Below are 13,455 nucleotides of genomic sequence, written 5' to 3'. Positions count from 1 at the left end.
TCCCCTAGGCCGTCCGCAGGAACCGGTCGAGCACCCGCACACCGAAGTGCAGCGCCTCGACCGGGACCCGCTCGTCGACGCCGTGGAACATGGCCCCGTAGTCGTAGCCCTCGGGCAGCTTCAGCGGTGTGAAGCCGTAGCCGGTGATGCCGAGGCGCGAGAACTGCTTGGCGTCCGTGCCGCCCGACATGCAGTACGGCACGACGTGCCCCTCCGGGGCGAACTCCTCGACGGCGGCCCGCATCCGGGCGAACGTCGCCGAGTCCACCGGCGACTCCAGGGCGACCTCGCGGTGGTGGAACTCCCACTCGACGTGCGGCCCGGTGAGCCGGTCGAGGGTCTCGCGGAACTCGTCCTCGCCGCCGGGCAGATACCGGCCGTCCACCTGCGCCACGGCCTCCCCGGGGATCACGTTGACCTTGTAACCCGCTTTCAGCATCGTCGGGTTGGCGCTGTTGCGTACGGTCGACTCGACGAGCTTCGCGGCGGGGCCCAGCTTGTCGAGCAGCGCGTCGATGTCCGTCAGGTCGCTGTCGATGCCGTAGAGCGCGGCGAGTTCGGTGAGCGCCGCGCGTACGGTCTCGGTCGGCCGCAGGGGCCATTCGTGCTCGCCGATCCGGGTGATCGCGGCCGACAGCCGGGTGACCGCGTTGTCCCGGTTCACCTTGGAGCCGTGCCCGGCGCGTCCGCGCGCGGTGAGCTTCAGCCAGGCGGTGCCGCGTTCCCCGGCCGCGATCGGGTAGATCTGCCGCCCGCTGCCGTCGTGGAAGGTGAAGGCGCCCGACTCGCTGATGCCCTCGGTGCAGCCCTCGAACAGTGCCGCGTGTTCGTCGGCGAGGAACCCGGAGCCGTCCTCGGCGCTGGCCTCCTCGTCCGCGGTGAACGCGATGACGACGTCCCGCCGGGGCCGTACGCCCTGACGTGCCCAGCCGCGCACCACGGCGAGGATCATCGCGTCCATGTTCTTCATGTCGACGGCGCCGCGCCCCCAGACGACCCCGTCGCGGACCTCCCCGGAGAACGGGTGCACGCTCCAGTCGGCGGCCTCGGCGGGTACGACATCCAGATGGCCGTGGAGCAGCAGCGCGCCGGCTCCGGGGTCGGTGCCCTCGACACGGGCGACGACGTTGGTCCGGCCCTTGGTGCGTTCCAGGAGTGTCGGTTCGATCCCGGCCTCGGCGAGCCGCGCGGCGGCGTACTCGGCGGCGGGCCGCTCCTGGCAGTCGCCGCCGCCCCGGTTGGTGGTGTCGATCCGGATCAGGTCGGACGTGTACGTCACGACCTCGTCCAGCGCCTGTCCGTCCACCTGCTCAGCCATAGTGCTCCTCCACCGCGGCCGAGACGATCGTGGTGACCGCCTTGAAGGCGCGGATGCCCTCGTACATGGTCTCGCTCGTGCAGGCCACCTTCCGTTCCCCGATCCGGTCCACACCCGGCACGACGGTGGCGGCCATCGCCAGATGCTCCGCGTCGAACTCGACGGCGACGGTGAACGGGCCGCCGCGCACGGGTTCGTGACGCACCGCCAGCGCGGCGGCCTCCTTGGCCGCCGCGCGGATGTCGGCGGCGGTCCGGGCCGGGGTGCGGCACACGGCCGCGTACCGCGACACATGGTCCTTCACCGCGACCTTCAGCGCCTCGGGCGCGTACCCGAGCGCGTCCTCGCAGGCGATGTCGTCCCCGGTGACCAGCACGACCGGCACCCCGAACTCGGCGACGACATGGGCGTTGAGCAGCCCCTCGCTCGCCCGTACGTCGTTCAGCCAGACGCCGGTGATCTGGTTCGCGAGGTAGGTGTGGGCGAGGACGCCCTCCATGCCGGCGCCCGCGTGGTAGCCGACGAACGCGATGCCGTCGACGTCGCCGTGCTGCACGCCCTCCACCATGGACAGCGCCTTGTGCCGGCCGGTGAGCAGCTGGGCCCGTTCGTCCAGCTGCTCCAGCAGCAGATTGCGCATCGTCGCGTGCGCCTCGTTGATGATCACCTCGTCGGCGCCGCCGTCGTGGAAGCCGAGCACGGCGGCGTTGACGTCCGAGGTGAACAGCGAGCGGCAGCGCTCCCACTGCGCGGCGCCCGGCACGACGTCGTCCGGCCAGGTGACCCCGGTGGCGCCCTCCATGTCGGCGCTGATGAGGATTCTCATGACGACCCGTTCCGGATGGAGATCTTCATGGTTCGTCACGTTACGCGCTGCGGGCTGAACCGGCTACGACGTCACCAGCGGACCGGCAGGTCGCCGAGGAACGAGGTGAGCCGGTCGGCGAGAAGCCGGTGGTCCTGGGCCGAGTAGTGCCAGTGGCAGCCGGTGAAGTCCAGGCCCGTGTCGTCGAGCCGCCAGTAGCGGACCCGGCGGTCGCCGGCGCCGGTGCGCTCCTGGACCACCTGCTCGACATGTCCGGCGAAGGGCCCCGCGCCGACGGCCAGCAGGGTGGTCCCGGGCCCGTAGCGCGTCCGCAGTTTCTGGAGGAAGCCGCTGTAGGCGCTCCGGTACGCGGCGGCGAGGCTCTCGTCCGTCCAGGGCTCGCCCGGGTTGATCAGGGTCGAGAAGTCGTTGGTGCCGAGGTGGACCACCACGAGCCGCGGCCGCCAGGTGCCCGGGTTCTGCCAGACGTCGCCCGGCACGTTCAGCAGCGCGCGGTCGTAGAAGGTGCGGTAGTTCTCCTCCGGCGAGCCTCCGTTGTAGTTGCGCACCATGCCCCGGCCCGAGTAGGCGTTGATCTGGTAGTCGGCGCGCAGCCGCCGGGCGGTGAGGGCGGCATAGCTCACGTCGGCGTTGGTGGTGCGGGCGACCTGCTCGCCGGTGCAGTCGCGGGAGGCCGAGAGGTTGCCGTAGCCCGCCGTGAGGGAGTCTCCGACGAACTCGATCTGGCGGCCGCGGGCGGTCGGGCGGGAGAGCACGGCCCCGCCCGGCGCGGCGACGAAACCGCCGAACGCGCTGGTGCTCCACGGGGTGTCGTTGCGTTTGACGAGCCGTACGGTGTGCGCCCCCTTGCCCAGGCCGTGGACCCAGTGGGTGGTCCTGCCCGGGGTGACGAGGGTCGCCACGGTGGCTCCGTCGACCTGGACGTCGTAGTCGGCGGCCGGGTCGTCGAGCACGATGCCCACGCCGGTGCCCCTGATCCGGCCCTCGAAGTACACGCCGGGCCAGCTGTACCGGAGCACGTCCCCGCCGTCCTGGACCCGCCCGGCGGTGTGCACGCTCGCCGCCACGCCCTTCTTGTCCGGTGCGGCGGTCGTGGCTGCGGCGGATGTGCCGAGCAGAACCATCGAGGCGGCGGACGCGACCAGCATCCGTATCCAGGGCGACGTCATGACTGTCCTCCGGGGGACGAGACAGGTGCACGGACGGGTAAGGGACGGCCGGAACTCACTGTGCGGTCCTCAGCAGGGTCGTCACCCGGGAACCGCCGAGACAGCCCGCCGCCACCGCTGCCGCCACGGCTCCAGCGGAGGCGGCGGCGAGCCCCAGCCACGGCCACAGCGACCAGCCGATGTCCAGCGAGAGCAACAGGGCGGGGGTGGCGACGGCGGTGACCCCGACGCCCATCAGCACTCCGAGGAGCGTCACCTGACCGGCGTACACACCGGTGAGCCAGGACCGGAAGCGCCGGTCGGCGCCCGCGGCGGCCAGCGCCGACAGGTCCGGCCGCATCTCCTGCGTGGCGAGTCCCACCGTGAGGAAGGCCAGGGTGGCCGCCACGAGCATCAGCACCACCGCGCTGCCCACGGTCGTGGCCCGCAGCACCTCGGCGGCGACCGGGCCCCGCTCCACCTCCAGCGTGAAGTAGCCGCTGCCGATGTCCGAGGCGAGCGCTCCACGCGCGCGGTCCTCCTGTTCCGCGGAGATCGAGCCGTCCGGCGCGGGGAGGTAGAAGCAGGCGGAGTTGGGCTGCTCGACGCCGCCGAGCGCCTTGAGGCCGGCCGCGCTGACGTAGACGACCGGCAGGTTGCGGTACTCCGAGCGGCGCTGGGCCGCGACCGCGTCGAGGCTCTTGGTGATCAGCTCCGTCCGGCCCGTGTCCATGACGGGGGACTTCGGCGCGGTCACGGTCAGCCGGCCCCCCGGGGCGAGCCGCTCGTCCAGGACGACGGCGCCCCCGGCGGACAGCGCCCCGCGCTCCCGGGCGGTGGATTTCCTGCCGAGCACCGCGGAGAGGTCCCCCTCACGGATCACCATGACGGCGGAGGGCCGGTCGGGCAGCGGTGAGGCGGCCTGGTACTCGCCCCAGTAGGACCACGCGGAGCCGTCCGGGGCGGCGCCCTCCGGGGCCGGCGGGCTGGCGATCGCCATGGCCGTCAGCCGCTCGCCCCCGAGGGCCTCCTCCATGGCCGCGACGGTGGCGGGCCCGGGCACCTTCGTGGCGTAGGCGAAGGCCGAACCGTGCGGGGAGTGGGGCTCGTAGGACTTGCCGACTTCCGCCGTGAGGCCTCCCATGGCCGCCAGGACGAGCCCGGTCAGCACCGTGAGGCTGGCCACCACCGTTCCCATGGTCGCCGAGCGGGACGCGGATCGTGCCAGGAGCCGGGCCCCGATGCGCTGCATCAGCCGGAGGCCGTCGGCGCGGCCGGCGCTCGACGGCAGCAGCCTCCGTACCAGCACGCCCGTGCCGATGACCAGGCACAGCGCCCCGATCATGACGGTGAACGGGGCCTTGAAGGACGCGCCGGCGACGGCCAGCAGCAGACCGCAGGTCAGCAGGACGCCGAGCGTCACCTGCCCGCGGCGCGGCGCGCGGTCCTCGAAGTCGGCCTGGTCCCGCAGGGCGGCGACCACATCGCCGCCGACTCCGCGTGCCGCGACCCGGGCCGCGATCGCCGGAGTGAGGACGCCGAGCAGGGTCAGGACCGCCGTCGACCAGGCGTCCAGACGCAGCCCGCCCCAGAGTTCGCCGTTGCGCTCCGCCGCCCAGGGCTTCAGCAGCCACGCACCGGCCACACCGGCCCCGACGGCGAGCCCGGTGGCGAGAAGTCCCACCAGGATCCCCTGGTGGGTGATGACCGACCGCCTGGTCCTCGGTCCCGCACCGGCCGCGGCCAGCAGGGCGAGTTCACGCCGGCTGCTGCGGACGACGATCGCGTAGACCGCCCCCATCACCAGGCCTAGTTCGCCGAGCACCAGGACCGCCAGTCCGAGGACCCAGGCGGCCGCGGACTCCTCGGGAAGCAGGGAGTCCGGGGCGTCACGGGCGACGTCGAAGGCGGTGGAACGGGGTTCGAGGCGCCAGCCCTGCCCGTTCATGGCCCGCTGCGCCCCGGGCGTGAGCGCGTCCGGGGTGTGCCACACGACGACGGTGCCGTCCTGCGCGGCGGCCATGGAGCTCTCCTGCCCGGGCTTGGGGAGAGCCGGTGCCTGGCCGGCGACGACTGCGGGGAGGGCCACCACGAACTTCCGCAGGGTGTCGGTGGGAATCGCCGCGATGCCGGTGACCTCGGCCTCGGCACCGCCCTCGCCGAGGTCCACCCGGTCTCCCGGCCCTGCCCCGAGCCGTGCCGCCACGCTCGGCGAGAGGGCGACCTCGCCCGGTGCCCGCGGTGCCCTGCCTTCGGTCAGCACGAACCGGCCCCGGTGCAGCGGCCGGTCGAGTTCGAGGCCGTAGCCGAAGGAGTCGACCTGCAGACCGTCCGAGGAGACGGCGAGCGGGCCGTTGACCTCGGGGACGACCTCGATGTCCCGGCCGGCCGCGTCGGCCAGCGCCCGCGGCCCTTCGGCCAGGGCGCGCTCCGCACCCCGCTCCGCGACGAAGTCGAGGTTGCGCAGCACTCCCTGCGACTGGCCGATGAGTGTGCCGACCCGTTGGTCCTCGGGGATCTCGCTGGTGGCCCGGAGGGTGACCAGCGTGACGGCCAGGGTCAGCGGAACCAGCAGCGCCGCCGTGAGGGCCAGGGTCCGCTTGCGGTCGCGCCGTACTCGCCTCAGGGCGACCCGAAGGGCGATCCTGCGTGCGCTCACGCGGCGGCTCCGGTGTCTTCCCCGACGACGCCGTCGCGCATCCGGACCACGCGGTCGGCTCGGGCCGCCACCGCCTCGTCGTGGGTGACGATCACACAGGTCGCCCCGGACCGCACCAGCGACTGGAGGCTGTCGAGGACCTGGGCGGCGCTGTCGCTGTCCAGCGCCCCGGTCGGCTCGTCCGCGAGGATCAGTCCACGGCCGCCCGAGAAGGCCCGGGCCAGGGCGACGCGCTGCTGCTGCCCGCCGGAGAGCGAGTCCGGGTAGCGGTCGGCGTACTCCTCCATGCCCACGGAAGCGAGCGCCTCCCGCGCCTGCGCGCGGGCCTTGCGGCGGGACATGCCGTCGAGTTCGGCGGGCAGGGCCACGTTCTCCGCCACGCTGAGGATGCGGACCAGGTTGTAGTCCTGGAACACATAGCCGATATGACGGCGCCTGTGCTGGTAGAGGTCCGCCTCCGCGAGCGTGTCGATGCGTACCCCGGCGACCATGACCGTGCCCGTGTCCGGGGGCTGCAGTCCGCCCGCCATGGTGAGCAGGGTGGACTTGCCGCATCCGCTGGGCCCCATGACCGCGGTGAGGGTGCCCTCGCGGGCTGTCAGACTCACCCCGCGCACCGCCTGAACCTCGACCTCGCCGCTGCGGTAGCGCCGGGTGACGCCGTCCAACACCAACACCTGTGTACCTCATTCATCCGTACTCGACGATGGCTGCGAAACTGGATGAAGGCTGCCGGGCTGCTTTCCTCAGCCCGGCAGCCGTCAGTCGTGCTTCACCGCCGATTCACACCGGTCAGCGGTGCTGGAAGCCCGACTCGCCCACGCCCCACGTACAGCCGGGGGTGGAGAAGCTGGCTCCGGAGAAACTCCCGCCCTTGTAGGGCGAGTACACGGCGAACGGCGAGAGGTCGCACTCGCCGTAGAGGCGGACGTCGTGGCCGCCGCTGTGCGAGCAGCCGCTGGCCCACGCGTTGCCGCCGTTGCCGGAGTTGTGCCCCTGGTTGCTGCAGGAGACGGTGCCGGCCTGGGCGGGCAGCACGGTGGCGGCCGTCACTCCGCCGGCGAGCGCGGCTCCGATGGCCAGAGACGCCAGAAGACGCTTCATGGTTACCCCCTCAAGATCCGCCGACCGATGTTCCCGATCAACGGACCAGGTGTGCACGGCCGGACTCTCCGACCGTCATGGGCCACCTTTGCAACTCGCGCCCCGCTAGCCCATCGGACCTTTGGGTATTGCCCCAAGGTCCGATAGCGCTTTCTGTGATCTCTGTGCTAGAAGGGCCGCTTCCACACGGGACTCGACGCCGAGCTTGCGCATCAGACTCGTGAGGTGGGCCTTCACCGTGCGCTCGGCAATTCCGAGTCGTTGTGCGAGCCGCCGGTTCGATTCGCCTGTGACCAGCAGGGACAGAACCTCAAGTTCACGGCTGGTCAGTTCGTCAAAACTCGCTCTCCCTTGATCCGATCCCATGCGATTCCCCCGATCGTGTCGCTCTTCTGAGGTATGGCACAGTGCCCCGTTGTGCCTCTGCGATCGGTGAATGGTAGTCAGTCGGAAAGAATTGATACACGGGTTGCACAGGCAGCGCGAAAACCAGCCACGAAGGAAGCTTGAAACCGATACGTGTTACACCGCGCGCCGGACCACCACCCATGTCGAGGGCAGCTCCACCCGGGCGCCGCCAGGTGCGTACTCCGTGGTGGCGAGGGGCATCTCGCCGCTCGCCAGGACGGTGAGGCCCGCCGAGCGCAGATACTCGGGGACGGCGTCGTCGGAGACCTCGCCGGGTGCGATGCCGTGCCGGAACACCGGCGCGAGCTTGGGCGGCGGACCGGCCGGGTCGCTCGCCAGGCCCATCAGCACCGGCTTGGCGGCCCCGGAGAGCTCCACCAGGAAGGCACGGCCGCGGTCGCCGACCAGCGTGGCGATCCCGTCCACCAGCGCCTGCCGGTCGTCCGGTTCGCACTGGTGCAGTACGCCCCGCATGTAGACGTTGGTGTCGCCGAGCTCCGCGTGCAGGGTCTGCGTCTCGCTCTTCTCGGCGGCGTCCAGCTGCCGGTACATGGCCTGCCCCGCCGGGTCGGCCCGCCGGGCGTGGTCGAGGGCCGCGGCCGACAGATCGGCGCCCACGACCCGTCGGAAGCGGTCGGCGAGGTAGCGGGTCTGGGTGCCGTTGCCGCAGCCGAGGTCCACCATCGGCAGCGCGGGATCGGCCACATGGGGTTCGAACAGGGCGAGGTGCGGGCCGGCGGTCAGGACCGGCTCGGCGTCCCAGAACACCGCCCCCGGTTCGGCGGGCGCCGCACGCCAGAACCCCTCCCACGCCTCCCGGTACCGACTCGTCACGCTCATGACCCTCCCCAGGGTGCGAACGAATCCCGCCGTGCGGCGGGCGAGTACGGTGTACCGCGCGGCGCGGGCCACGACAAGCGTCCGGCATTCAGCGCCTGGGCAGCGTCAGTTCGAACCACACCGTCTTGCCCGTCTTGGTGCGGCTGGTGCCCCACTCGCGGGACAGCGCGCTGACGACCCGCAGACCGCGCCCGGAATCGTCGAGCGAGCCGCTGCTCAGCAGCGTCGGCAGCTCGTGGTCGTCGTCGTCCACCTCGCACAGCAGGGTGTCGCCGCGGACGAGGCGCAGTTCCACGGGGCGTGCGTGGGAGTGCCGTACGGCGTTGGTGACGAGTTCGCTGACCATCAGCTCGGCGGCCACGACCAGCTTCGCCAGCCCCCAGTCGTGCAGTTGCTCGCGGACCACCGCGCGGGCCCGGCCGGCCTCGGCCGGGTCGAGGGCGAGCCGCCACTCGGCGACGTCGTCCGGCTCGATGCCGTTCAGCCGGGCCATCAGCAGCGCCACGTCGTCCTTGCGGCCACCGCGGGTGTTGAGGGACCGGATGATGGTGTCGCAGGCGTCGTCCATGGACGCGGCCGGGTGGGCGGCCGACTCACAGAGCGTCGCGAGGCCCACGCCGATGTCCTCGCCGCGCACCTCGACCAGCCCGTCGGTGCACATCACCAGCCGGTCTCCCGGCTCCACACGCACGCGTTCCGCCTCGAAGGGCACTCCCCCGACGCCGATCGGCGCTCCCGTGGGCAGCTCCAGCAGTTCGCTGCGCCCGTCGTCGGCCCGGACCAGGACGGGCGGGATGTGCCCGGCGTTGGCGAGGTGCAGCTCGCTCGCGATCGGGTCGTACACGGCGTACAGGCAGGTCGCGAGGTAGGTGTCGCCGAGGCGCTGGGCGAGGTCGTCGAGGTTGCGCAGCAGTTGGGCGGGCGGCAGGTCGAGTCCTGCCATGGTCTGCACGGCCGTCCGCAACTGGCCCATCATCGCGGCCGAGTTCAGGCCGTGGCCCATGACGTCGCCGACGACGAACGCGGTACGGCCGCCGGGCAGCTTCACGGCGTCGAACCAGTCGCCGCCGATCCGCCCGAGCAGCGTGCCGGGCAGATAGCGGGTGGCGATGTCGCAGCCCGCCATGCGGGGCGGGATGTGCGGCAGCATGCTGTCCTGGAGCGTCTCGGCGACGTTCTCCTGGTAGGTGTACATGCGCGCGTTGTCGAGCACGAGGCCCGCGCGGGCGGCGAGTTCGGCGCCGGTGACGCGGTCCATGTCGTTGAAGACGGGCCGCTCCGGGTGCCGCAGCAGGATCATGAAGCCGAGCACGACATGGCGGGCCTTCAGCGGCACGACCAGCATGGAGCGGCCCGTGATGAGCGGCCGGATGTCGCGCTTCTCGAACTGCGCGGCGATGGCGTGGCCCAGCTCCTCGCTGATGCGCGGCACGAGGACGGGTTCGCCGGAGGTCATGCACTGGAAGAACGGCGTGTGCGCGGGGAACGGCATGGCCTCCCCGACCGGCACGACGTCGTCCCAGCGGCCGGGCTCGTCGGTGTGCTCCACGGCGACCCGGTGCCACAGGGTGGTCGTGTCGGGCACACCGTCCGGGAACCCCTCGCCGGCGACGACCTGTTCACGCAGATACGTCCCGGCGACGTCGGTGAAGCGGGGCACGACGGCCCGGCTGACCTCGATGATCGTGCGGGACAGGTCGAGGGAGGTGCCGATGCGGCCGCTGACCTCGTTGAGGAACTCCAGATGCTCGCGGACGGCGGCGTACTCGAGGTCCTCGCCCTCGTCGCGCAGTTCCTCCGGGACGGGCTCGCCGGCGGCCAGGGCCCGCGCGGCGCGTTCCCTGCGCGCCTTGCGCTCGGCCCGTCGGGCCACGCCCCAGTCGGGGGTGACGGGCACCCGGTCGTTCTGGCTGAACTCCAGGATCGGGTAGCCGAGTTCGAGGACCTGCCCGACGATGCGGGCGCTCTCGCCGACACTCATGCTGGGCAGGATCTCGGGCAGCCGGCGGGCGAGTTCCTCCGCGCCGGGGAAGTCCGTGTGCAGCGCGAAGCCGGGCGCTATCCGCTCCAGCGCCTCGTCGTCCGCTCGCAGCCCTTCGGCGTCGGCGGCCAGCACGAGCAGCCGCTCGGGTCCGGGCGTCACCAGCGGGTAGGCCCACCACAGGATGTCGACCCGGCCGCCCCCGGACGCGGTGAGCCGGGCGCGGCCCGCCGCCGGGTAGGACAGGCCGCCGTCGAGGGACGATTCGAGGTCGGGCCCGAGACCGTCGTAGGCGGCGTGCGGGGTGGTGTCCCGCTCTTCGGGCAGGGCGCCCGAGACGGGGAGCAGGTCGAGGGCCGTGCGGCCGATCGCCTCGTCCTTGGGGACGCCGAACAGGCGCCGTGCGCCCCGGCTCCAGTGGGACACGAGGCCGTCGCGGTCGACCACGACGACGGCCAGGGGGACGCGGCCGGGCTCGTCGGATTCCGTCGCCGTGCCCTGCTCAGCCCTGTCGGTGCCACGGTCCATGGCCCAGGCCCTCTCTCCCCACGGATCCGCGAGATCTGTGCCGGCGTCACCACCGTACGGCGCCCGCCGGTGGCGATGTGAGGCAATGCGGGAATTGCTCGCGCGGGCCTCGCACCGGCGTGCGACCCCGCGCGCCGGTGCGCTTCAGTCCTCGTGTCCCAGCTGGAGGTCCCGCTCGGTGCGGCCGCCCCCGGCCACCTGGAGGACGGTGGCGACGGGCGGGTATCCGGCGGCGATGACGGTGTACTCGCCGGAGGACAGGTCGACGAACCGGAACGTCCCGTCGGGGCCGGTGGTGAGGGTGTCGACGACGTTGCCCGCCACGTCCAGCAGGGTCACCCTGGCGTCCTCCACGGGCCGGCCGCCGCCCGCCCGGACGGTGCCGCGCAGGACGGCGCCGCCGGCCAGTTCGATGTCCCGGCGGGTCTCGCGGTCGGCCTGGACGGTGACGAGCAGCGCGGCCGGGCGGAAGGCGGGCGCTCCGGCGGCCAGGGTGTACTCCCCGGCGACCAGTTCGGTGATGACGTAGCCGCCCTCCCGGCCGCTGCGGGTGGTGGCCACGACCGCGCCGTGCGCGTTGGTGAGCGTGACGGTGGCGTCCCGCACGGGCGTGCCGTCGGCGGTGACGACGCTGCCGACGAGGTTTCCGGCGCCGCCGAGGACGATGTCCAGTTCGACGGGGCGTTCGCCGACCGTCACGGAGACGGCCTGCGGCTGGTGGCCGCCCGCGGCGGCGATCAGCACATAGGCGCCGGGACCCGGGGTGGGGAGCGCGTAGCGCCCGTCCTCGCCGCTCGCGCCGCGCCCGGTCTGCTGCCCGGTGACGTCGATGAGCGTGAGCGCCGCGCGCGGCACCACGGTCCCGTCGTGGTGCTGCACCGAGCCGCAGACGGGCATTCCGGCCGCGTGCGGTGCGCGCGCCTGCGGGATCGCGGCGCTCCCCGGCGCCGTGTCCGGGTCGGTGGCGGAGGCGTTGTGGGACACCAGTGGTTTCTCCTTGAGGAAGAAGGCGATGACCAGTCCGAGGACGAGCACCGGCACCAGGTAGAGGAAGATGCGCGGCATGGCGTCGGCGTACGCCCGGATGTAGCCGTCGCGCAGTGCCGGGGGCAGGGTGTGCACGAGCTGCGGGGTGATGGCCTCGGGGTCGGGCAGCCGGTCGCCCGCGCCCGTGGGGAGACGACGGGCCAGCGCGTCGGCGAGCCGGCCGGCGAAGAGGGTGCCGAAGACGGCCGCTCCGACACTGCCGCCGATCTGCCGGAAGTAGTTGTTGGCGCTGGTGGCGGTACCGAGGTCGGCGGGGCGCACCGAGTTCTGCACGGCGAGGACCAGGACCGGCATCACCATGCCGATGCCGGCGCCCAGGACGGCCATCCAGATGCCGGAGTGCAGCCGGGGTGTGTCGGCGTCGAGGCGGGAGAGCAGCCACATCCCGGCGACGGAGAGGGCGCCGCCGAGGATCGGGTAGGCCTTGTAGCGGCCGGTGTGGCTGATGAGCTGTCCGGCGATGATCGAGGCGCCGACGATGCCGCCCGTCATCGGCAGCATGAGCAGGCCCGACTCGGTGGCGGAGGCCCCGTCGACCATCTGCAGCCAGGTCGGCAGATAGCTGGCGGCGCCGAACAGTGCGGCTCCGATCACCAGGCCGACGAGGCCGGTGACGTTGAAGACGGAGTCCTTGAACAGCCGTAGCGGGATGAGGGGTTCGACGGCGAAGCGCTCGACGACGAGGAAGAGGACGGTCGCCGCGGCCGCTCCGGCGCCGAGGCCGAGGATCACGCGCGAGTCCCAGGCGTGCTCGGTGCCGCCCCAACTGGTCAGCAGGACCAGGCAGGTGGAGGCGGCGGTCAGCAGCAGCGCGCCGAGGACGTCCAGCCGGGCCCTGACGGCCGGCTTCGGGAGTTTCAGCGCGACGGCGACGACGGCCAGGGTGAGCAGGCCGAAGGGCACGTTGACGTAGAAGCACCAGCGCCAGGAGAGGTGGTCCGTGAAGTAGCCGCCGAGCAGGGGGCCGGCCACGGAGGCGAGTCCGAACGCGGCGCCGATCAGGCCCAGGTAGCGGCCGCGCCGCCGGGGCGGCACGATGTCCGCGATGATCGCCTGGACGCCGATCATGAGGCCGCCCGCGCCGACGCCCTGAAGGGCGCGGAAGGCGATCAGCTGGTCCATGGTCTGCGCGCGGCCCGCGAGCGCGGAGCCGGCGACGAAGACGACGATGGCGAACTGGAAGACGCCCTTGCGGCCCAGCAGATCGCCGAGCTTGCCGTAGATCGGCAGACCGACCGTGGCGGTGAGCAGGTACGCGGTGATAGTCCAGGACATCCGGTCCAGGCCGCGCAGGTCGCCGACGATCTTCGGGAGCGCGGTGGCGACGATCATCTGCTCCAGGGCGGCCAGGAGCATGGCCAGCAGGAGCGCGAAGAAGATCAACCGGACCCGGCGGGGGCTCAGTTCCGCGGCCGGGGCCGGTGGTGGGGCGGGTGTGTCGGGTGGCGCCACCGCCGGTTCGTCCTGCGCCAGAGTGATTCCGCCCACCTACCGCTCCCCTCGTCGCACTGCCGCACAATTCCCGCGTAAAAGCGACAACTATGAGCAAGCACGACGAGTTACGGCATGCGGCGGGTCCGCCCGGATATCACCCGA

10 protein-coding genes are annotated in these 13,455 nt (G+C 72.4%); all 10 read right to left on the bottom strand.

What is annotated here, in order from left to right:
- Window positions 1–4: 4 nt before the first annotated feature.
- Window positions 5–1,318: a M20/M25/M40 family metallo-hydrolase gene (locus ACFT4A_RS20165; RefSeq protein WP_382832044.1), complete on the bottom strand. Its 1,314-nt coding sequence runs from the start codon at window positions 1,316–1,318 to the stop codon at window positions 5–7.
- A complete protein-coding gene (locus ACFT4A_RS20160) occupies window positions 1,311–2,144 on the bottom strand; it encodes a M55 family metallopeptidase (RefSeq protein ID WP_382832042.1) in 834 nt (277 codons plus the stop codon). Before ACFT4A_RS20160 ends, ACFT4A_RS20165 begins: the two co-directional genes overlap by 8 nt.
- Window positions 2,145–2,215: 71 nt before the next feature.
- Entirely contained in the window at window positions 2,216–3,313 is a 1,098-nt protein-coding gene (locus tag ACFT4A_RS20155) for a GDSL-type esterase/lipase family protein (RefSeq protein WP_382832040.1), read from the bottom strand.
- A gap of 55 nt (window positions 3,314–3,368) precedes the next feature.
- Window positions 3,369–5,951 carry an FtsX-like permease family protein gene (locus tag ACFT4A_RS20150; protein ID WP_382832038.1) on the bottom strand — a complete coding sequence of 861 codons (2,583 nt, stop codon included), beginning with the start codon at window positions 5,949–5,951 and terminating at the stop codon, window positions 3,369–3,371.
- On the bottom strand, window positions 5,948–6,628 hold the full coding sequence (locus ACFT4A_RS20145) for an ABC transporter ATP-binding protein (protein ID WP_382832036.1): 681 nt from the start codon (window positions 6,626–6,628) through the stop codon (window positions 5,948–5,950). The genes ACFT4A_RS20150 and ACFT4A_RS20145 overlap by 4 nt, the downstream gene beginning before the upstream one ends.
- A gap of 115 nt (window positions 6,629–6,743) precedes the next feature.
- Complete coding sequence (locus ACFT4A_RS20140) at window positions 6,744–7,055, bottom strand: hypothetical protein (protein ID WP_215117572.1); 312 nt, start codon at window positions 7,053–7,055, stop codon at window positions 6,744–6,746.
- Between the two features lie 105 nt (window positions 7,056–7,160).
- A complete protein-coding gene (locus tag ACFT4A_RS20135) occupies window positions 7,161–7,421 on the bottom strand; it encodes a response regulator transcription factor (protein WP_382832035.1) in 261 nt (86 codons plus the stop codon).
- A 156-nt stretch (window positions 7,422–7,577) separates the two neighbouring features.
- Window positions 7,578–8,303, bottom strand: a complete 726-nt coding sequence (locus ACFT4A_RS20130; RefSeq protein WP_382832033.1) for a class I SAM-dependent methyltransferase — start codon at window positions 8,301–8,303, stop codon at window positions 7,578–7,580.
- A gap of 88 nt (window positions 8,304–8,391) precedes the next feature.
- Window positions 8,392–10,812, bottom strand: a complete 2,421-nt coding sequence (locus tag ACFT4A_RS20125) for a SpoIIE family protein phosphatase (RefSeq protein ID WP_382832031.1) — start codon at window positions 10,810–10,812, stop codon at window positions 8,392–8,394.
- Between the two features lie 144 nt (window positions 10,813–10,956).
- Entirely contained in the window at window positions 10,957–13,347 is a 2,391-nt protein-coding gene (locus tag ACFT4A_RS20120) for an MFS transporter (protein ID WP_382832029.1), read from the bottom strand.
- Between the last annotated feature and the right edge of the window lie 108 nt (window positions 13,348–13,455).

Origin of the sequence: Streptomyces sp. NPDC057099 (genome assembly GCF_042671245.1) — a bacterium.
In the GTDB taxonomy this organism is placed as follows: Bacteria; Actinomycetota; Actinomycetes; order Streptomycetales; family Streptomycetaceae; genus Streptomyces; species Streptomyces purpurascens.
Note: the sequence above shows the minus strand (reverse complement) of the source record. Positions and strands in the feature narration are given on the sequence as shown.